This window comes from Trichocoleus desertorum ATA4-8-CV12 (genome assembly GCA_019358975.1).
Lineage (GTDB): Bacteria > Cyanobacteriota > Cyanobacteriia > FACHB-46 > FACHB-46 > Trichocoleus > Trichocoleus desertorum_A.
Genome location: JAHHIL010000056.1, coordinates 15,200 through 35,127, shown reverse-complemented (window position 1 = coordinate 35,127; position 19,928 = coordinate 15,200). Strand labels below are relative to the sequence as shown.

17 protein-coding genes and 1 pseudogene are annotated in these 19,928 nt (G+C 47.9%); 10 read left to right on the top strand and 8 right to left on the bottom strand.

Going from position 1 to position 19,928, the window contains the following annotated elements:
• On the top strand, positions 1–703 hold a 703-nt coding region (locus KME12_24315; protein MBW4490902.1), incomplete at its 5' end, for a pentapeptide repeat-containing protein.
• A 27-nt stretch (positions 704–730) separates the two neighbouring features.
• Here the strand turns inward: KME12_24315 and queG are convergent.
• Positions 731–1,690: a tRNA epoxyqueuosine(34) reductase QueG gene (gene queG / locus KME12_24310; protein MBW4490901.1), complete on the bottom strand. Its 960-nt coding sequence runs from the start codon at positions 1,688–1,690 to the stop codon at positions 731–733.
• A gap of 36 nt (positions 1,691–1,726) precedes the next feature.
• On the opposite strand from queG, the gene KME12_24305 reads away from it, so the two are divergent.
• Together KME12_24305 and KME12_24300 are read left to right on the top strand one after the other, a co-directional pair.
• Positions 1,727–1,879, top strand: a complete 153-nt coding sequence (locus tag KME12_24305) for a hypothetical protein (GenBank protein ID MBW4490900.1) — start codon at positions 1,727–1,729, stop codon at positions 1,877–1,879.
• Between the two features lie 117 nt (positions 1,880–1,996).
• The gene (locus KME12_24300; GenBank protein MBW4490899.1) at positions 1,997–2,434 is read left to right on the top strand and encodes a nuclear transport factor 2 family protein; all 438 of its coding nucleotides are present in this window, start codon (positions 1,997–1,999) and stop codon (positions 2,432–2,434) included.
• A 44-nt stretch (positions 2,435–2,478) separates the two neighbouring features.
• On the opposite strand, the gene KME12_24295 is transcribed toward KME12_24300, so the two are convergent.
• From KME12_24295 to KME12_24285, 3 genes are all read right to left on the bottom strand, one after another.
• Complete coding sequence (locus tag KME12_24295) at positions 2,479–2,922, bottom strand: anti-sigma regulatory factor (GenBank protein ID MBW4490898.1); 444 nt, start codon at positions 2,920–2,922, stop codon at positions 2,479–2,481.
• A 3-nt stretch (positions 2,923–2,925) separates the two neighbouring features.
• Positions 2,926–4,626 (bottom strand): SpoIIE family protein phosphatase, encoded by a 1,701-nt coding sequence (locus KME12_24290; GenBank protein MBW4490897.1) that lies wholly within the window; start codon positions 4,624–4,626, stop codon positions 2,926–2,928.
• Between the two features lie 609 nt (positions 4,627–5,235).
• On the bottom strand, positions 5,236–5,970 hold the full coding sequence (locus KME12_24285) for a response regulator transcription factor (GenBank protein MBW4490896.1): 735 nt from the start codon (positions 5,968–5,970) through the stop codon (positions 5,236–5,238).
• A 701-nt stretch (positions 5,971–6,671) separates the two neighbouring features.
• Between KME12_24285 and KME12_24280 the strand changes: the two genes are divergently transcribed.
• Positions 6,672–11,063 (top strand): PAS domain S-box protein, encoded by a 4,392-nt coding sequence (locus tag KME12_24280; GenBank protein MBW4490895.1) that lies wholly within the window; start codon positions 6,672–6,674, stop codon positions 11,061–11,063.
• Positions 11,064–11,068: 5 nt separating this feature from the next.
• On the opposite strand, the gene KME12_24275 is transcribed toward KME12_24280, so the two are convergent.
• From KME12_24275 to KME12_24260, 4 genes are all read right to left on the bottom strand, one after another.
• The gene (locus KME12_24275) at positions 11,069–12,187 is read right to left on the bottom strand and encodes a response regulator (protein MBW4490894.1); all 1,119 of its coding nucleotides are present in this window, start codon (positions 12,185–12,187) and stop codon (positions 11,069–11,071) included.
• Positions 12,177–14,393, bottom strand: a complete 2,217-nt coding sequence (locus KME12_24270; GenBank protein MBW4490893.1) for a GAF domain-containing protein — start codon at positions 14,391–14,393, stop codon at positions 12,177–12,179. Before KME12_24270 ends, KME12_24275 begins: the two co-directional genes overlap by 11 nt.
• Positions 14,394–14,562: 169 nt before the next feature.
• Complete coding sequence (rsmH, locus tag KME12_24265) at positions 14,563–15,462, bottom strand: 16S rRNA (cytosine(1402)-N(4))-methyltransferase RsmH (protein MBW4490892.1); 900 nt, start codon at positions 15,460–15,462, stop codon at positions 14,563–14,565.
• Between the two features lie 59 nt (positions 15,463–15,521).
• Positions 15,522–16,058, bottom strand: a complete 537-nt coding sequence (locus KME12_24260; protein MBW4490891.1) for a hypothetical protein — start codon at positions 16,056–16,058, stop codon at positions 15,522–15,524.
• Positions 16,059–16,318: 260 nt separating this feature from the next.
• Between KME12_24260 and KME12_24255 the strand changes: the two genes are divergently transcribed.
• From KME12_24255 to KME12_24230, 6 genes and pseudogenes are all read left to right on the top strand, one after another.
• Complete coding sequence (locus tag KME12_24255; protein ID MBW4490890.1) at positions 16,319–17,032, top strand: hypothetical protein; 714 nt, start codon at positions 16,319–16,321, stop codon at positions 17,030–17,032.
• A 274-nt stretch (positions 17,033–17,306) separates the two neighbouring features.
• Positions 17,307–17,489, top strand: coding sequence for a hypothetical protein (locus KME12_24250; protein MBW4490889.1), 183 nt, complete (start codon positions 17,307–17,309; stop codon positions 17,487–17,489).
• A 176-nt stretch (positions 17,490–17,665) separates the two neighbouring features.
• Positions 17,666–17,800: pseudogene (locus tag KME12_24245) on the top strand (transposase).
• A complete protein-coding gene (locus KME12_24240) occupies positions 17,784–17,972 on the top strand; it encodes a hypothetical protein (GenBank protein ID MBW4490888.1) in 189 nt (62 codons plus the stop codon). Before KME12_24245 ends, KME12_24240 begins: the two are co-directional and overlap by 17 nt.
• A 166-nt stretch (positions 17,973–18,138) precedes the next feature.
• Positions 18,139–19,323 (top strand): NAD(P)H-quinone oxidoreductase subunit H, encoded by a 1,185-nt coding sequence (locus KME12_24235; protein MBW4490887.1) that lies wholly within the window; start codon positions 18,139–18,141, stop codon positions 19,321–19,323.
• 304 nt (positions 19,324–19,627) lie between these two features.
• Positions 19,628–19,924 (top strand): hypothetical protein, encoded by a 297-nt coding sequence (locus KME12_24230; GenBank protein ID MBW4490886.1) that lies wholly within the window; start codon positions 19,628–19,630, stop codon positions 19,922–19,924.
• Positions 19,925–19,928 lie beyond the last annotated feature (4 nt).

Here is a 19,928-nt window from a genome sequence, read left to right as displayed (position 1 = left end):
TGGAGCGAACTTGAGTGGAGCGAACTTGAGTGGAGCGAACTTGAGTGGAGCGAACTTGAGTGGAGCGAACTTGAGTGGAGCGAACTTGAGTGGAGCGAACTTGAGTGGAGCGAACTTGAGTGGAGCGGCTTTTAAGAAGGCGCTTTATAGCCTTGTAACCTCGTTTCCAGAAGATTTTAGCGTAGAACATGCAGGAGCCTATCTTCTCAAGCCTGACATCTCCCTACAAGATGTAGATTTGAGCCAAGCTAACTTAGACTGGGTAGATATGAACTCAGCTTGTTTGGAGAGAGCTACTTTAACGGAAGCTACGTTTCGGCAAGCAAATTTGAGCCAAGCTAATTTAAATGGGGCTAATTTGGGTCGGGCTAATTTAACGGCGGCAAATCTTGGTCAGGCTAATTTAGCTGAAGCAGATTTAACCGCAGCCATTTTGAATGATGTTAATTTAGGACAGGCAAATTTGGCTCATGCGGTTCTCAATCAAGCTATTTTAGTGAATGCAAATTTAAGCGAAGCGAATCTAGAATCGGCTAATTTGATGGGAGCAAATTTAAGTGGAGCAGATTTGGGTAAAGCTAAACTCTCTAACGTAAATCTGCAAGGTGCTATTTACGATCAAGGTGGTGATTTTGCTGCAGGAACTCGTTTTCCTAAAGGTTTTGATCCTGAAAGAGCGGGCGCTTTCCTACAGAATTTTTAGTAAAAATCTTCATTGTTTAATGTAAACCTAAGGTTGCGTATTTCTGAGGTTGGCACGGGCATTACGTCGTAACATCTCAGGTTTGATTCGTCGCAGAGCAGAGGCTGGAAAACGGCGATCGCAGTCTTCATCAGAAATTTCTGCCAGTTCGCTCAGTTTAGGTGCGACGTTCCAAGGGTAAGGTTGGGATTCGCTAGCATCTGTGACTTGCGCAAAGCGTTGATTCCAAGGGCAGACATCTTGGCAAATATCACAACCTGCAACCCAGCCCTGCATGTTAGTCGCGATCGCTTCTGGGAGGGTTTCTGCTCGGTTCTCAATCGTATGGTAGGCAATGCAACGGTTGGCATCCACCACAAACGGTTGGGCGATCGCGCCAGTAGGGCAGGCTTCTAGGCAACGGGTGCAGGTACCGCAATGTTCTGTGTGCGGGCGATCAGGTTCTAAAGCTAAGTTGGTTAAGATTTCTCCCAGAAAAACCCAGGAACCGTACTCCCGCGTAATCACGTTGCTGTTTTTGGCAATCCAACCTAAGCCCGCTTTTTGTGCCCACACTTTGTCTTGGACTGGGCCAGTGTCAGCGTAGTAACGAGCTTGAATGCCTTCTTCTTGAGCTTGCAACCAGTTAGCAAAGGCTTTGAGCTTTTTGTGTAATACGCGATGGTAGTCCCGTCCCCAACCGTAACGAGAGATTTTGGCATATTCTTTGCCTTCCGGTCGCTGATCAGCAGTGTAATAGTTGAGCGCTACACAGATGACTGATTGCACTTCTGGCATAATCAGCCGCACATCTTGGCGTTTGGAATTGTCCATCCAAGCCATGTCTGCTTGATAACCTGAGTGGAGCCAGGTTTGTAGTTTCTGCACTTCAGAACTGTCGGCATCGAGATCAGCTGCGGCAATTCCAACTTTGTGGAAGCCTAATTCCAAGGCTTTTTGTTTGATGCGATCGCGATCGATATTTGGGGTTGTAGGCAGGTGGCTCATGGGGGTGCTGGGTGCTTTGTCTGGAGGCACTGAATCTTGGCAAATCCGAGCCTTGGGGGCACTCGCCCCCAAACCCCCGCTGAGGGACGGCTGCGTCCCCCAGACCCCCTCCAGAAGGGGTTGTTTTTTTATGGGGAATTGGGGAAATCCATCTTGGGGGGCAAGCTTTGGCTGGCTGCTTTTATTTAGTGTAGTTGCATGCTTTGGCGCTGAATTGTGTTTCTGTGGTTTAGCTTGGGCAGGGATGTTTGCCTACATCGCTTTGTTTTTAATCGTTTTGTGAATATTACTAAATCTAATTTGACTATGCCAGATGCCATTGTTTCGAATATTTCTACTTCTGATGTTCCCGCTCAAGTAGCGATTTCAATAGAAGGGATTACAGAACCGACAATTTTACGATACTTTGAACTGCTCAATGCGGGTGATTTCGAGGCGACCAGCCAGTTATTTGCTCCTGATGGGGTGATGAATGCACCGTTTGAGTCAGCAATTGTGGGACCTGAGGCGATCGCTGCTTACCTAAAGCAAGAAGCTACAGGCATGACCCTCTTACCTCAACAAGGTGTCACAGAGGCGATCGAGAATGATTGTACTCAGGTGCAAGTAGCTGGTAAGGTTCAAACTCCCTGGTTCAGCGTGAATGTTTCGTGGTTGTTTAACTTAGATGCCCAACAAAAAATTCTTGCTGCCACGGTCAAACTCTTGGCTTCTCCTCAAGAACTCCTAAATCTTCGCCGTTAAGGTTCAAAGTTTTTGAGTTGAGTGGGCTAAGTTAGTTGGCCGATCTAATGGGAGTTAAGTTTAGAGTTGGCTTCGTCGGGTAAACTGGCTTCTAGCTTGAGGCAATTGCGACCGTTCACCTGAAGTCGGTATTCCACTCGGTCCATTAGTCGGTTTAGAATAAGCCAGCCATAGCCACTTTCCTGTTTATCCTCAGGGGTGGGTGGCAAATAAGTTGACAGATCAAAACCTTTACCGTGGTCCCAAATTTCTAGAGCAATATCGCGCTCTTTGACTTCTAGGCGGATTAGGACGGGTAGGTTGGGTTGATTGCGGTGGGCATGGCGCACGACATTGGAGTACGCTTCGACCAGCACTAAACGCAAGCGATTTGACTGTCGAGGCCAATCTACATGGTTCCCTAGTTCAACTTCCAAAGAGCCTAGCAGCCAGTTTTCAACAATGGTTAAAAATTTTAAGTCGCTGGGTACGTGAAGCTCAGTTCTCATGGACTACAGAACCTCCAGAGAGAGAATGGTTTGGTCGTCTTCCTGAATGGGATTATGCGCTTGAATGCGCTCCAGGAGTTTATTGAGGTTTAGGGGGGTTCGCTCTTGGGTGAGAAGCCGCCAGAGACCTGTTTGATTCAGCATTGAATTTGTCCGAGGGTGGGCGCTATCATCGATATCCTCTTCGCTAATCGTGGCTTCAGTAATACCGTCGCTGGTTAGCAAAAATACCTCCCCTGGACTTATAACCAGACTTCCTGCGGCTGCCTTCCAAACAGGTAGGATGCCCAACGGAACGCCCCGAGTTTTTAAATAAGTTGGCTCTGGTGGTAGTGTTTCCGGAGAGCTGGCTGCCATGACAGCTTGGTGAGACCATACTAGCGGATAAATGTGCCCTGCATTGGCGTAGACTAACTGACCTGTTGTGGGGGTATAGCGGGCCAAAACCATTGTAATGAAGCAGTTGTTGCTAACTAGATCTTGCGATAGACCAGTGTTTAAGTTTTGCATCACAATGTTGGGTTCAGGCGGAGCTTCTTGAGCGAGTTCCCGCCTCAGTACTGAGATGGCACTAGCCATAAATAGAGCAGCAGGCACTCCTTTACCGGATACATCCCCGACGGTGAGCCAGATGTCACCTTGAGGGTGGACATAAACCTCAAAGAAGTCACCCCCTACTTGACGAGCTGGGTAACAGCAGGCTTGAATCTTGGCTCCTTCAATGTCTGGCCAGCTTTGTCGCAGTAAGTTGGTTTGAATTTGGCGAGCCACTTCTAGCTCAGCCCGCATCTGTTGAGTTTGTTCTTGAATCAGCTGGTAGAGCTTGGCTTGAGAGATGGCAAGAGCGGCTTGTTCGGCGACTCCTTCAATGAGTTGAATGTCTTCGCGAGGCCAAAGGGTGGCATTACTGTCTTGGTAAAGTGCGAGGACAGCTAGCAGTTCTTGTTGATAGGTGAGGGGAATGACTAACTGGGCTTGTTCGGGAGTGGCACTACTTCTGGCTGTGAGCTGGGTTTGACGAGTGGTTAGAGCTTGGTGGATTAATGGATCGGACTGGGATTGACTATGGAGCAGGCCACCACTCAAAAGTTCTGCCTGAGCTGGAGCTTGGTAGGAGAAGAATTCTGCGGTCAGGCGATCGCTCTCTACGGGACGGAGGATGCAGTCAGTTGCCTCAAAATTGCTGCCGATGGTTTCAACGATGGTTTGCAGCATATTGCGATAGTCGAGGGATTCTCGAATCGCGGTGGTCATAGCATTGAACAATGATTCGCGTCTGAGGGCTCGCTGCAACTCGTTGGTTCTTTGCTTCAACACCTGGTAGGTTTCGGCAGCTTGCTGTACTACTGTTTTTAGTTCATCTGGCATCCAAGGCTTGGTGATGTACTTGAATACCTTGCCCGTGTTGATTGCCTCTACTAAGTCCTCAACGTCGGTATAACCTGTCAGAACAATCCGAATGGTATCTGGGAAGCGATCGACAGTTTTGCTAAGGAACTCAGTTCCGTTCATCCCTGGCATACGCTGGTCAGAGATGATGATTGCCATCTCTCCCTCTTGATCTAGGGCTTGGAGCGCATTGAGGCCGCTGCTCGCTTTAAATACTTCAAAATCACGACGAAATGTCCGATACAACAAATCCAAGTTGTCGGGCTCGTCGTCCACAACCATCAATTTGAGCTTGCCCCCATTGCCCTGGCTCATCTGGTACTCCACTTGACAGCTTAAATTTGATGCTTGTGGCTTGGTAGTCTGAGCAATGCTATCGGACTAAAAAACGACGAAGCAGACAGAACACAGAAGCGTTGAACCAGAGAGGTCATTGCGAAGCCACTCTATCGCTAAGCAGCCATTCGCTTGCTACAGGTAGTTTTGGCAAACTATGCGGCTCAATAGAGCAGCAAGCTTTGAGCAGTTCTAGCAACTTGGCCACACATCACATCCCATTCAAACGTACCCCAAATTAGCCAAACCCTAACAGGGAATGACGAAATTTGAATAAGTGCAGCTACACCAAAACAAGGTTGGCACTTGGTGACAGCACTTGGTGACAGACCATCAAAAATCCCACTTGTGTCCGTCTAGTGCAGCTTCAATCCAGAAATAGACTTCTTGCAAGTTGGATTTCTACATTTAAAAAAGGACGAAACCTTTACCTAAACTGATATGCAAGTGGTGTATTGGGAATTGGCAGGACAGAGGACGGACGCCATAGTGGGTAGAAAAAGCGGGTGGAACTGTAGCTCTAAAAATAGGCAATCTTAGCTTTAAGCTACGAATTGGCCAATTCTACGGCTTTAACCTACTAAAGCTTTAGCCTACTAAGCCAGAGCGGAGGGCCCGAACCGCAGCTTGAGTTCGGTCATCGGCGCACAGCTTGTTCAGGATGTTGCGGACGTGGGTCTTGACGGTGCCAACTGTGATGTAGAGTTTTTCCGCGATCGCTGCATTGCTGCAACCTGCCACAATCAGCTCTAGAACTTCCAACTCGCGCTCGGTTAAGGGGTAAGCCTCAATCATTTGGCTGTACTCATCATCCGCAGCATTGATGGCGACGGTATGAATTTCGCTAGGGATGCTGCTGACAGCCTGAGACATGGGCTGGCGAGTTTGGTGTAGCACCACACGAGCGATCGCTGGGTCAATCCAGCTATTACCTTCGTTCGTGACTCTCAGCGCTTCTAGCAACCGATCGACATTCACATCTTTCATGCAGTAGGAATCAGCGCCCGCTGCAAAGGCCGCTAAAACAGCGTCTTCATTGTCATTCATGGTCAAAATCATGACCTTGGTGACGTGAGAATCCGTTGGTTCAGCTTCAGCTACCATTTGCTTGAACCGTCGGGTTAGCTCAATGCCGTCCATGTCCGGCAAGCCAATATCTACAATTGCAACATCGGGCTTAGTAGTTTCTAGTAACTTTAATCCTTCAGTTCCGGTGGCAGCTTCACCAATAACTTTAACTGCGCCCCGTTGCTGTAGAGCGGTCCGAAGGCCCACCCGCGTCAAATCATGGTCTTCAATCAGGGCAACTTGAATTTCGTTCATAATCAGCTTTGCAATTCTTATAAATAAGAGGGTGAAAGTAAATTCTCACTCAAAAGTAACTAGCTCAAGCTTATCCGCCAAGAGTTGTAATAATCTATCTACCGATAGTAGGAACGAGCTGAACTATTCCGATAATAGATCTTGCCGCTTCAGATGTGTGGTTAAGCTTCATTGTGATCACTGCCACGGACCGGAGTTAGCATCGCCTGATACACCTCTATTTTATCTAGTCCTAGTTTAGGATCTTGCTGGCTCACTTACTCCTTCAGGGAACTGAATGAAGCATGAGTTGCGCTAACTGCCGTTGCCTAACAATTCCTCTCCAGAAGCTCTACAACAGTTTCAACAGTAACTCAAGAGTTTGCTGTCTACAAAAAGGGGTGGCACTGAGTTTCTGGGAAATTGAGAGCAGATGAGGCCCAAACACATTCCAGTCATTGTCTTGATCCCTCTAACGAGGATGCTGATCAGGTGAAAGCCCACAATTTGAACGTAGCGGGTTATATTCTCAAGCAAGTGACTGCGTCCATTTTGTCGAAGCGATCGCGACCTTAAACAAATATTGGACCTTGAGTGCAACACCCTAAAGAGTCCAAAATTTGTTGAGACTGAGCGATTTGTTTACAGTATTTAGTAAAGGACAAGGATAGTCGATACTGAACCAAAGCCAGCTAAAGGCAGATTGCTGATAGCCAATTGTTATGGAAGAGATTCTCAAGATCTTAGTGGTTGATGATGACGAAGTAGCCCGGATGGCAGTGCGTCAGGCGCTCCAAGCCGCAGGTCTGTCGTTGGAGCTATTGGAGGTTGGTAGTTACAGTGCCGCGATCGCCCTCTTACAGCAACAACCTTTTGACTGTGTCTTGCTCGATTATCAATTGCCTGATGGAGATGGTCTGACCCTAGTCAAAACCGTACGAGAAGCAGGAATTCAGACTGCCTTAATTGTGCTGACGAGTCAAGGCGATGAGCAAATTGCTGTTGAACTTATGAAGGCGGGTGCTTCAGACTACCTCTCTAAAGGGAAACTGGCCCCAGAGAGCTTGTCTCGCAGTCTTCGTAATGCAATTCGCCTGTGTCGAGCAGAAATCCAGGCAGCAGCGGCCAACCAAAAATTGCGAGAAAGTGAAGCCCGCTTTCGATCTCTGGTGCAAAACTCCTCTGACATCATTACCATTTTGGAAACCGATGGCACGCTCCGTTACGTCAGCCCCTCGATCGAGCGAATTCTAGGCTACCAACCCGAAACTTTAATGGGTCAATCACCCTTTAGCTACACTCACCCCGTTGAAGCTGCTGATTTAAAGACCACTTTTGCTAAGATTTTGACCCAGCCAGGAATTGCCCCTCCCCTAGAACTTCGGGTTCGACATGCGGCAGGACATTGGGTTGATTTAGAAGTAGTGGTTAATAACCTGCTCCAAGATCCAGGGGTGAGGGGAGTGATTCTCAACTCTCGCGATATCACCGAGCGTAAGCAGCTAGAGCAGGCGTTACGAGCGAGCGAAGGGCGATTTAGACGCTTAGCTGAAGCCGATATGATTGGCGTGATCACGGCCACACTCACGGGCCAGATCACCGATGCCAATGCAGCTTTTCTGGAGATGGTGGGCTACACGCGCGAAGACTTGCTAGCAGGTCGCTTAGATTGGGCGCAAATGACCCCACCGGAATATGTCGCAATTGATGAGTGGGCGATCGCGCAGTTGCAAACTGTAGGGGTTTGCTCGCCTTGGGAAAAAAAGTATATTCGTCAAGATGGCAGTTGTGTCTCCGTACTAATAGGGGCAGCTTTACTAGAGTCAGGGCAGGAGACCATCTGCTTTGTCTTGGATATCACTCAGGCTAAGCAGGCTGAAATTGAACGAGAACAACTGCTGCAACAACTAGAAACCGAGCGAGGCCGTTTGGAAGCAGTGCTCAGACAGATGCCCGCAGGTGTGATCATTGCCGAGGCTCCATCGGGCAAGTTAGTGCTGGGCAACGAGCAAGTCGAGCAAATCTGGCATCACGCGTTTCTGCCCTCTACCGAAATTGAACAATATCGAGAGTATTGCGGCTTTCATGCGGATGGCCGACTCTATGAACCGCAGGATTGGCCCTTAGCTCGCGCCATTAATCATGGGGAAGTTGTTGCTGACGAAGAAGTGCGGATTTGGCGAGGCGACCAAACCTGGGGAGTCATGCGGGTAAGTTCTAGCCCGATTCGCGATCGCGATGGCAATATTGTGGCTGGTGTCGTCATCTTCTACGATGTTACCGAGCGTCAGCAAGCAGAAGCCAGATTGCGCCAGCAGTTTGAGCAATTACAGGCGATTTATCAGATTACGGATGCAGTCAGCCGAGCTGGGGCGATCGAAGAAATTTACGAAGCGGCTCTGAATGGATTTCAACAAGCCCTCGCAGCCGATCGCGCCTCTGTCCTAGTAGCTGACCCGGACGGCGTTATGCGCTTCAAGGCTTGGCGACAGTTATCGGACACCTATCGACAGGCGACCGAAGGCCATTCTCTTTGGTCTCTAGATGCCAAAAATCCTCAGCCCATCTGGATTTCTAATGTAGAGACGGAGCTGAGCGAAGACCCCTTACGGTCGGTGATTTTGCAAGAAGGCATCCGCGCTTTAGGATTGATTCCGCTGATCGCTCAGGGACAGTTGTTGGGCAAATTTATGCTCTACTATGACACGCCCCATATCTTCACTGAAGATGAGATGCAACTCGCTCAAACCATCACCAACCACGTTGCTTTCGTCAAAGAACGCAAACGCAGAGAAGCTAAGATCATGCAGCTCAACCGCGACTTGCAGCGTCGGGTGGATGAATTGCAAACCTTATTTGACGTGATTCCCATTGGCATCGGTATTGCAGACGAGCCTAGCTGTGAGCAGATTCGGGTGAATCCTTACTTTGCCAAGTTGCTCGCCATGCCGCTGGATGGTAAGGCTTCTTTAAAGGGGTCGATAGAAGCAAGATCAACTCACTTTAGAATTTTGCAGGATGGCAAAGAATCTCCCACTCCTGAGTTGCCCTTACGTCATGCTGCTGCCACAGGTGCAGAAGTTTTAGAGACAGAAATTGACGTGATTCATAATAATGGTCACGTGATTAAGTTGTTGGAATATGCTGCCCCTCTGTTTGATGAGCAAGGGAGGGTTAGAGGTTGTGTGGGAGCCTTTCTCAACATTACGGAACGCAAGCAAGCTGAAGAGTCGCAACGGTTTTTAGCGGAGGCAGGTACCCTACTCGCAGCTTCCTTAGACTATCAAACCACCTTAGAAAACTTAGCTCAATTAATGGTGCCCTCTCTGGCTGACTGGTGTGTGGTGGATGTAGTTGAGGCAGACCAAACCTTAAGGCGCGTGGCGATCGCTCATGCTAACCCAGAGAAGTTGCAGTGGGCTGAGGAGTTAGATCGGCGCTATCCTCCTGATCCCAATGCCCCTAGAGGGACACCTAACGTAGTTCGTACCGGGCAGTCGGAGTTTTATCCAGAAATTGATCAGGCGTTTTTGGGGGCGATCGCCCAAGACTCAGAGCATCTAGAAATGCTGAAACAGATTGGCTTTAGCTCGGCGATGTTAGTGCCCTTGGTTGCGCGGGGTCGTACCTTGGGAGTCATTTCCATAATCAGTGCTGAATCGGGTCGCCACTACACCCGCTCCGATCTAGCGTTTGTTGAGGATCTGGCTCATCGGGCAGCGCTAGCGGCAGACAATGCTCGTTTGTATCGAGAAGCCCAAGAGGTAGGAGAAAATCTGCGGCAGGCAATTTTGATCTTGGGTGAGCAACAACAGCAGTTGCGTACCTTGCAACGGTTAACAAATTTATTGAACCAACGATTAGCCGACTTGCCAGGACTGTTGCAGACGATGGTGCGATCGGTGTGTGGAGCCATTCCAGGGGCAGAATTTGGTCTCATCGCCTTACGAAATACCCAACGAAATCTACTAGAGCTGACGGCCAAAGTGGGCGTTGGTATGGAAAAACTGCACTTGGATGGCTCCTACATTCGGAATGGGTTTTTGGGACAAGTGTTTTTGACGGGAGAATCCCTGCTTTTGCAAGGCGAGTCATTGCAAGAGTATGGCTCTGAGGAGATGCCTGCTTCCATTTATGCAGTGGCGATTGAATCAGCCCAGGCAGGGCGTTTGGGAGTGCTAGCGATCGGTAATTGGCAAGATCCTCAAGCCTTTGATGACGAAGATCAACGGCTGCTAGTGGCGTTTGGAGAGCAAGCGGCGATCGCGATCAATAATGCCCGCTTGATCAATGTGCTGGAGGAGCGAGAAGAGCGCTTAGCGGTGCAAAATGACATTTTGGCGCGACAGAATACAGAGCTAGAACGGCAACGCCAACAGATTCAACTGCAAAACCTCCAACTTCTAGAAGCGGCTCAGCTCAAGTCTCAGTTTCTAGCCACCATGTCCCATGAGCTGCGGACTCCCATGAATGCCATCATTGGCTTCTCACAATTGCTCCTACGCCAGCCTCAGAGCAGCCTCAATCCGCAGCAGCGAGATATGGTGGGGCGGGTGCTCAACAATGGCAAGAACTTGTTGGCGCTGATTAACGATATTCTTGATCTCTCTAAGATTGAGGTGGGTCGTCTAGAGTTGAAACCAGAAGAAATTAATTTAGAGCACTTGGTCAAAGCCACGACTGAAGAGTTGCGATCGCTGGCTGAGCAAAAGAATTTGGATTTGTCCGTCAGCACCAACTTGGTAAACCCTTGCATCATCAATGACACGATGCGGTTACGCCAAGTTTTGGTTAATTTGTTGTCTAATGCAATTAAATTTACCGATTTCGGTCGTGTCAGTGTTAAGGCTTGGGAAGTTTCGCCTAGTTGTGTCGCGATCGCGGTGCAAGACACCGGAATTGGTATTGCTCAATCAGATTTGCAACACATTTTTGAAGAGTTTCGCCAGGTAGATCAAACTACCACTCGTAAACATGGTGGCACAGGTTTAGGGCTGGCTATTACAGATTGGTTGGTGCAGATGATGGATGGTTCTATTACCGTTGAAAGCACATTGGGCCAGGGCTCAACTTTTCGGGTGGAATTACCCCGTCACCTAGACTCACCCCGCTAAATCTCCTAACTTTGACGAGATACCACATGGTTGTTTAGGTGTAATTGCACCGTGACTATTGTCCCTCGGTCAGTATCACTTTCTACGAAAATTTGACCACCATGTAAGTCTAAGCATCTTTTAACCATAGTGAGCCCTAAACCTGTACCAGGAATATTACCCACATTGTCAGCTCGCTGAAACGGCTCAAAAAGATAATTTTTCGCTTCTGCTGGAATGCCAATTCCTGTATCTTTAACTTGAAAAATTACTGTATTATCAGAACAAATTAGCTCAAAATTAATATCATTACCCTCAGGCGAGTATTTAATTGCATTTGAAAGAAGATTAGTTAAAACATGCCTTAATAGTTTTTTGTCTAAACAAGCTTGATCGCAGTTACCCTGCGGGTTGAAAATAATTCGATGCTTTAGACCTGCATTAAACTGCATTTCTTCTACAACAATGCTGCAAAATTCCTCCAGGTCTAAGGGGGCTGGATCAAATCTGAGATTGCCTCCCTCGACTCGGCCAATGGCTAAAACATCGCCGAGTAATTGATCCATCGCTCGAATTGAGTTTTGAATCATATATAAGTATTCACGCCTTCGCTCTTCAGGCAGGTCATGTTTCTCTTGTTCAAGTAGTTGTGCCGCAGACAAGATAGAAGTCATCGGATTGCGAAACTCATGTGCCGCCATCGACCAAAAGCGAGATTTGAGTTCACTCAGTTCTTTCTCTTTTTCCAATGCCACCCGAATTGCTTCCTCGGACAAACGTCTCCGTAAAGCAACTTCAATCGCAACGTGTAAATCTCTAGCATCAAACGGTTTGAGAATATAACCAAATGGCTCTGTGGCTTTGGCCCGCTGCAAAGTTGCCTCATCTGCATAAGCAGTGAGATAAATTACAGGGATATCAAAATCAGCTCGAATTTGTTCTGCGGTTTCGATGCCATCTAACTTACCTTTGAGTTGAATATCCATCAACACCAAATCGGGTCGAATTTCTGCCGTTTTTTTAATCGCTTCTTCGCCAGAAGCAACCGTCACAGGCACCACATAGCCTAACTTTTTTAGTCTTTTCTCAATATCTCTAGCGACAATTCTTTCGTCTTCAACCACTAGAATTTTTTCATTGGCCATTTTTCTCGATCCTTCCAATATTGCCTATTTCTGAAAATGTAATGATAAAAGCGGTACTATTGCTTCGGTCGAGCTCAATCGTGCCGTCTAACTGTTCTGTAAAAATGCAAACTAGCTCTAAACCCAATGATTCGGTATTGCGGAAATCAATATCTTCTGGAAAGCCAATGCCATTATCTCGAACAGTTAAAGTAAATTGATTGTCCTCATTTGAGGTAATACTAATCCGAATTTCATTCTCTTGATTTGAGCCTGAAAAAGCATGTTTTAGAGAATTTGAAACTAATTCATTAATAATTAGGCCGCAAGGAATTGCAGTATCAATATTTAGCCAAACTCCTACAGCATTAGTGCTTAAGGTGACACTTGAGGCAAAGGCGACGTAGGAACGAATTAAATTATCTGTTAGATCATGAATGTATTCATCGAAATTTATTTTTAATAAGTTGCTGGACTGGTAAAGCTTTTCGTGGATAAGCGCCATTGAGCGAATGCGGTTTTGGCTATCGTTGAACAAAGCCAAGATTTTGTCGTCTTTTACATAATCAGATTGCAGTCTCAAGACACTAGAGATGACTTGCAAATTGTTTTTGACTCGATGGTGAATTTCTTTCAGTAGCACCTCTTTTTCTTTCAAGGATAGCTTTAGCTGCTCCTCTGCTCGCTTGCGCTCAGCAAGTTCATTCTGGACTTGGTGATAAAGCTCAGATTGTTGGATGGCGATCGCCATATGGGTCGCTAGTTGCTTGAGTAACTCAACTTCAAACTGCCGCCAGCGCCTGGGTCCGACGCAATGATAGGCACACAACAACCCCCACAAATGCTCACCTTGTAGGATCGGTACCACGAGGCTAGCGCGGATGTCATACAGAACTAAAATATCGATATGGCATTGAGTTAAACCCGCTGTGTAGATGTCCTCTGTGACTTGAATTCGGCCTCTTTTGTAGGCTTGGGCATAATTTTGACCAAAGCAGGTATCTTGAATGCTGCTGTTAACGGCAGGTCTCCAACCCTCTGCCACCGATTCGACGATGACTGTGCCGCTGTAGTCTGGATTGAACCGGTACATAATCACTCGATCCGTCTGCAAAAAGCGTCGAACTTCATTAACGGCAGTCTGAAGAATTTCATTTAAGTTAAGAGACTCTCGAATATGGAGCGCCATCGCCGTCAGGATTTGGCTGCACTGTAACTGTTCTAGTAACTCGGCTGGGTTTTCTAAGAGCTGTGTTTCTAGGTCAGTATGACAATTTTGGGTTCGTTGGTTTTTTTCAACTTCAAAGTGCTCAATCGATTGCTGGAGCTGTTCTACAGCGCTGCGTATTTCATCGAGATCTAAGCTGTATAAGAAGCTGGTCGGAGAAATAATGCTCAATAATGCTCCAGCTTCATCAGATATGCCCAGCCGTTGCACCCGCTGTTGTTGCATTTCCCAATAGGCTAACAACACAGACTCCGAGGCAGGAAAGCAGGGTAGGGATGCGCTCATGACCGCCTGAGTTGGTATCTGGATTAAATCTAGTTCTAGCGCCCAAAGCTGGATAATATGCCGTTCTAGAATGATGCCTACGGGTGCCTGTATGCCAGGATTAGGAGTTTCTGCTGTCAAGACCACATAATCAACTCGCTGCTCACCCATGAGATGGGCTAACTCTAGCAATGTCGTGCTCGCAGGGGCCTGAACGACCGGAGGCGCTGCCAGCTCTCCTAGCGGCTTAGATTTTAGCAATTCATCTAGCTGTAATACATTCCGAATACTGGCAGGTGTGACTAGCCCAACCCATTGACCTTGCGAGTCTACGACGGGTAGATGCTGAATTTGATGTTGCCGTAGGAGTGTTAGGGCAGTAAAAACATCTTGATGCTCAGTCTGAGTCAGAGCGATCGCAGGCTGCTGCATCACCTCAGAAATTTTGACCTCTGCTAAGTTTCGACTTGAGGCGATCGCCTGGATAGCCTCTCGCTCAGAAAACACGCCGAGTAACTGTGAGCCCTCGACCACCAAAATGGCACTGGCGCGGGCTTCGCCCATTAAAACAGTGTTGCGCGATAGCTCCAATGCTGGCAGTACGCAGCTGCTTTGGGCTTTGCTCATCATGGCGATCGCCTCTACCACTGAGGTGTCAGGGGGCACGGTTAAAGGACGCCGATCGATCGCAGCCTCTAGCGTGAGTGGAAAGGTTAACGGATCTTGTGCTTGCATAGTTAAGCAGTGAGTGATTGCAGGCTAGCTATCGAGGGCTGTCGTCACGACCCGTTATTCTTTTGGTCAGGTGGGTAGAGGTTTTCCTTACAGTACCTTGTCTGAAAAACTCGCTCAATGACCTTTTTAGAGAGAAAACTGCTCAGGCTGGATCGTCCTAATTGATGAGTTAGTCTGGTTGCCGTTCGGCCAATCGCAACTTGGCTGAGCGCGATCGCGGATTACTCTCAAGTTCGTCGGCTTGGGGCAAAATTGGCTTTTTGGTCAATATTTTGAGCAACGGTGAATCTCTCAGCCTGTGCTTCACCAGTCGATCTTCTAAGCTATGAAAACTGATCACGCCAATTCTGCCACCTAGTTTTAACCAACCTGGTGCCGTGTCAAGGAACGTTTCTAAAACCTTGAGTTCTTGGTTCACCACGATCCGCAACGCTTGAAACACTCTGGTTGCGGGGTGAATGCGGCCATAGCGGTACGAACGAGGGACACAACGAGCGATCGCTTCTGCCAATTCTGTGGTGGTTTGGAAGGGGCGTTTCTCTACAATATTGCGGGCAATCCGGCGCGAGAGCCGTTCTTCGCCATAGTTATAGAAGATATTTGCCAGTTCAACTTCATCCCAGAAGTTAATCACCTCTGCGGCGGTGAGGTCTTGGCGTTGATCCATCCGCATATCGAGGTTGGCCTCGTGACGAAAGCTGAACCCCCGGTCGGGAATATCAAACTGGGCTGAACTCACGCCTAAATCGGCAATGATGCCATCAAATCGTAGGCTTCCAGGGTCGTAAGTAGCGAAGTTGCGGTGGCAGAACTGGACGCGATCGCCAAACTCAGCCAAATTTGCTTGCGCGGCGGCGATCGCTTGTTCGTCTTGATCCAAGGCTGTGACTCGGACATCTGACGCAGCTTCTAGAATTAAACGGCTGTGCCCACCGCCACCCACCGTCACATCTAAATACTGGCCGCCCGCCCGGACTTCCAAGCCTGCGATTAACTCTCGGCTCAACACTGAGACATGGACGAAAGCGGGTGTGTCAGAGTTGAGTAGTTCTTGGGAGTCCGTGGTCATGCCGATTCCTTATCGTCGTTGATAAATCGCTGTGGGCGCTACTTGGTGTAATTTCTTTTCTAAATTTTGGTGGTGTTGTTCAGCAGTGTGATGTAGGTTCGCCCCGGAAATTCCAGACCGTTGGCAAGCTGATCCATGAATTTTTGATCGGCTAGCTCGGTGCTTGTCTCCCAAACTTTAAACTGGCGTCTCACCGCTAGTACATAGAAAGCGTCTTCCGGAAAGTATTGCACCACTTTCCGCACCAAGTATGCCTCTTTCAATTGATCATACCGAGCTAACTGCGTTACCAGAGATTGAATTGTCTCTGCTGAGTAATCATGGGCTTGAAATTCGTCGCTGGCTTGTACGGAAGAACGCTCTCGTCTCGCCAACATCAGGGTCTCGTAGTGCTGTTCCGCCCGTTTCTGATAAATCTGAGCTTGCTCCGCTTGCCCTTGCTGAGACAAAAAATTCAAAATCAGTTCGTATCCCGATGAGGCCCAGTCAAACCGAGCCGCGATCGCCTTTTCGATGTGTTCAATTCCGCTGGCATCTTGCTGCTCCAACAACGCTTGTCCCAGAGTGTAATGCGCTGCGACATACCCAGTGTCCATTGACAGCACTGCTTGTAACAGAGGAATTGCGGCGGCTGAGCCTCAGACTTCTAAAGTTAATGTGGCTCGATCCCAAGCTTCCTCTACGGTTAAGGGCTGGCTTTAGGCTTTGGTTTCTAGACCTTGCAACCGTTTTGGTTAAGTAGAAGACGTTTTGGTAGGGAGTTTCAAGGTCAGGGTCGTCGGGTTATCAATTTCGGCAATCTCTTATTATTGCTATGTGGAGTTATGCCAAAATTTCTTGAGCTGAGCGAAATGCTATGGGGTGGTTTTGGGCGTTATCAATCTTTTTTGTAGTTCTGATAGCTGGTTCATTCTGGTCTGGCTATCTGACAGAAGAACAAATGCTAGGACGCGAAGCCGCCCGTAGAAATTCCCGCGATGCAATTACTTTGTTTTTATTTTTCCTTCTGCCTGGATTCGCCCTTATCTATGTAGTTCAACTGCTTGGAAGTTATGGTTGGGTAACCTTCCACATCTTATACGCTGTTGCGATTAGTGCATGGTGGATTAGCTGGTTTTTTAGAAAGCAAAAAGCTGGTTTTTTACTGGCAGATGCCGGAAGAAGTCCACAGAGCAAATTTCTATTCTGGCTTGGCTTGATTGAGGTTGCATTTTTAGTTTTTGTGACATGGTTATTTTTGAGGCCAGCTCTAAATGAAACTCCGGAATATGTTAGCCTGGAAGCGCTCTCTAGACTCGTATATTGGTGGTCGATTGTTAGCTTTTGTTTGGCTCTAGGCTTAAACAAACTTGAGTTTAGAGAGAACGGTATTTGTTACATGTATTCGCTCATGAGATGGCAAAGAATAAATTCGTATACTTGGGAAACAGATAAATCAAATGTGTTGACGATCCGATTTAAACCACGCTTTCCTCTATTGCCAAACTTTACGAGCTTAGCCATTCCTGTAAAACATAAAGAGATGGTAAGCCGTATTTTAGCTGAGCAATTACCAGGCAAGAGGTTATAGTTCTGTTGTGTCAGTTAATACGAAATGGCTCGCACATTTTGTGAAGTGAAAGGCTACACTTAATGAGCTATTAGGAAGCAAAGCAACAGTAGTTCTCCTGATTGCTACAACAGTTCTAGGGTGAACGATGATGCGGAGTCGGTTTTTCTGGGTTGGGTTTGTACTGGTAATGGGAAGTCTCTCCGGTTGCACCTGGGTAGAGGCCATCTTGAAGCCTTGTAGCAGCCTTACAGAAAGGTCTAAGATTCAGCAGGTTCTGAACGAACAGGCAAGTATGGTTAGGAAAATTGAGAGTGTTCATCCTGGACACGTTCAGGTCATGGTTCAAGATATTGAGCGCTGTCCGGGAAAGGCAATGCTTGAGATTGGGCATGCTACGGAGAAAGACCGCCAAAAGATTGAGCGGATGGTGGGTCAGCAGTTTTATGGTCTTTCCTATCGCATGATCAACTGGTAAAGCAGGGCCGAAACTGTATAGAACCCATCTGACACTTTACGGGTTTGAATTAAGGTGCTGGCAGCTCTCTAACCCAGCAACTATTCCTGAGTCCAGCAGTCTTACAGATGAAGAATGGGCAATTCTTGAACCCCTTTGGCTCTACAAACAGTGGCGAGCCGCAGGAGTGAGCGAAACAACGCTCAAATGCTTGGATGGAGCGTTGTAAAAGCTTAGTAAAAAACTTTGAGAGAACTTTATCTCATGCCATCATGAAGCTCAATCTCTGCTTTGGCAGGCTAATGCTCAAGCGCCTTGCAGCCTCGCCTTGAGATCTCAAATGGGTTCTATATGCGGGCGATCGCTTTTCTAGGCGTATTTGAAGGTTTGTGGATGGGCGATCGCCTAGACCATCAATTCTTGTCGATAGCTGTAGTTCGCAAAATCAATCTAGCGCTGGCTCATGTACAGCCACCTTTGGGAACCGCGACTCTCTATAATTAATTAAGAAAATGCAATAAATTTAGTGCATACCAGACCGTGCCCATCCGCCACCCTTAGTGATGAGTTCTGGCTACGATTCCGAGATGGATCGTTTCAACTTGCCACTAACCACTGACCACTGATAGGTGCGGTTGCCGAAACGACGTAAAGGGGAGACTGCTCACCGATGGCAAAAATTGAAACCCGCACAGAACCCATGGTTTTGAACATGGGGCCTCACCATCCATCCATGCATGGTGTGTTGAGGTTGGTTGTTACCCTGGACGGGGAAGATGTGGTGGACTGCGAGCCAGTGATTGGCTACTTGCACCGTGGCATGGAAAAAATTGCTGAGAATCGCACCAACATCATGTATGTTCCTTACGTGAGCCGTTGGGATTATGCAGCGGGGATGTTTAACGAAGCAGTGACGGTGAATGCACCCGAAAAGCTGGCAGATATTCCTGTGCCCAAGCGAGCCAGCTACATCCGCGTGATCATGCTGGAGCTGAACCGCATTGCTAACCACTTGCTGTGGCTTGGCCCATTCCTGGCTGACGTGGGTGCACAAACTCCCTTCTTCTATATCTTCCGTGAACGGGAACTGATTTATGACCTGTGGGAAGCTGCAACTGGCTACCGCATGGTCAACAACAACTACTTCCGCATTGGGGGAGTCGCCGCTGACTTGCCCTACGGTTGGGTAGACAAATGCGAAGACTTCTGCGATTACTTCCTGCCCAAAGTGGATGAGTACGAGCGTCTGATCACTGACAACCCCATTTTCCGCCGTCGGGTTGAAGGGCTAGGCACCATTAGCCGCCAAGAAGCAATTAACTGGGGTCTCTCTGGCCCGATGTTGCGGGCTTCTGGTGTGAAGTGGGATTTGCGTAAGGTCGATCATTACGAGTGCTACGACGACTTTGACTGGGACGTGCAGTGGGAAACCGCAGGCGATTGCTTTGCCCGTTACGTCGTGCGAATCCGTGAGATGCGCGAATCGGTCAAGATTATTCGTCAGGCGATCGCGGGATTACCAGGTGGCCCTTACGAGAACCTAGAAGCCAAGCGGATGTCTGCGGGTCCGAAGTCAGAATGGAATGAGTTTGACTACCAATTTATTGGTAAGAAGATTGCTCCCACCTTCAAGATCCCCAGTGGTGAACACTATGTCCGAGTAGAAAGTGGCAAAGGAGAACTTGGTATCTACATTGTCGGGGATGATACTGTCTTCCCTTGGCGTTGGAAGATCCGGGCTGCTGACTTCAACAACCTGCAAATCCTGCCGCATATTGTCCGTGGCGTAAAGGTTGCGGATATTGTGGCAATTCTCGGTAGCATCGACATCATTATGGGTTCAGTCGATCGCTAACTTTTTAGCTACTCATTAGTTTCTACGCTGTAATCCAGCGATCGCATGGGGTGGGTGAAAAACCTGCTCCATTTTTTTGTGACTTTTCAGGTGGCTAGTTCAAGTCAGAGTTCAGTAATATCCCATAGGTTCACCTTTTGGGCAGCATCGACATCATTATGGGTTCAGTCGATCGTTAATTCATCAGGCTCACTGCATCAGAAAATGTTGGTGTTCCTATGATGGCTTTCAGGGGAGTTTTTTAGCTTAGTCTTAGAAACTCTCCCAATCTTAGGAAAATGACATTTTCGTAGCAGAGGCAGTCATGAATTCAATTGGACACCGTTTAGAGCAGTACACCATCAAGCGCCCTCAAGAAGTTTTGATCGTACAGGCTGAGATTGAGGGAGAACCAGACGAAATTACGATTTTTAAGGGTTTCTCTAGTTCTCTCATGCGCCCTACCGCGTTTGATCCCGAAGTGCCGATCTTGCCACAGGGAGCTAAAGTGATTGCGATCGATCGCCTGAAAAGCCCTTATACTCCGCAATCTCCGGTTTACTTAGAGCAAGGACTGACTTGGGATCAGATGCAGATTTTACTAGACCAGGTAGGCGTTTAAGCTG

Bases quoted from the DNA above. Each gene is read 5' to 3' on its own strand.
- rsmH (MBW4490892.1), bottom strand. From the start codon at position 15,462: ATGACCACGGACTCCCAAGAACTACTCAACTCTGACACACCCGCTTTC.
- queG (MBW4490901.1), bottom strand. From the start codon at position 1,690: ATGAGCCACCTGCCTACAACCCCAAATATCGATCGCGATCGCATCAAA.
- KME12_24230 (MBW4490886.1), top strand. From the start codon at position 19,628: ATGAATTCAATTGGACACCGTTTAGAGCAGTACACCATCAAGCGCCCT.
- KME12_24280 (MBW4490895.1), top strand. From the start codon at position 6,672: ATGGAAGAGATTCTCAAGATCTTAGTGGTTGATGATGACGAAGTAGCC.
- KME12_24250 (MBW4490889.1), top strand. From the start codon at position 17,307: ATGGTTAGGAAAATTGAGAGTGTTCATCCTGGACACGTTCAGGTCATG.
- KME12_24295 (MBW4490898.1), bottom strand. From the start codon at position 2,922: ATGAGAACTGAGCTTCACGTACCCAGCGACTTAAAATTTTTAACCATT.
- KME12_24300 (MBW4490899.1), top strand. From the start codon at position 1,997: ATGCCAGATGCCATTGTTTCGAATATTTCTACTTCTGATGTTCCCGCT.
- KME12_24235 (MBW4490887.1), top strand. From the start codon at position 18,139: ATGGCAAAAATTGAAACCCGCACAGAACCCATGGTTTTGAACATGGGG.
- KME12_24260 (MBW4490891.1), bottom strand. From the start codon at position 16,058: ATGGACACTGGGTATGTCGCAGCGCATTACACTCTGGGACAAGCGTTG.
- KME12_24285 (MBW4490896.1), bottom strand. From the start codon at position 5,970: ATGAACGAAATTCAAGTTGCCCTGATTGAAGACCATGATTTGACGCGG.
- KME12_24275 (MBW4490894.1), bottom strand. From the start codon at position 12,187: ATGGCCAATGAAAAAATTCTAGTGGTTGAAGACGAAAGAATTGTCGCT.
- KME12_24290 (MBW4490897.1), bottom strand. From the start codon at position 4,626: ATGAGCCAGGGCAATGGGGGCAAGCTCAAATTGATGGTTGTGGACGAC.
- KME12_24270 (MBW4490893.1), bottom strand. From the start codon at position 14,393: ATGCAAGCACAAGATCCGTTAACCTTTCCACTCACGCTAGAGGCTGCG.
- KME12_24255 (MBW4490890.1), top strand. From the start codon at position 16,319: ATGGGGTGGTTTTGGGCGTTATCAATCTTTTTTGTAGTTCTGATAGCT.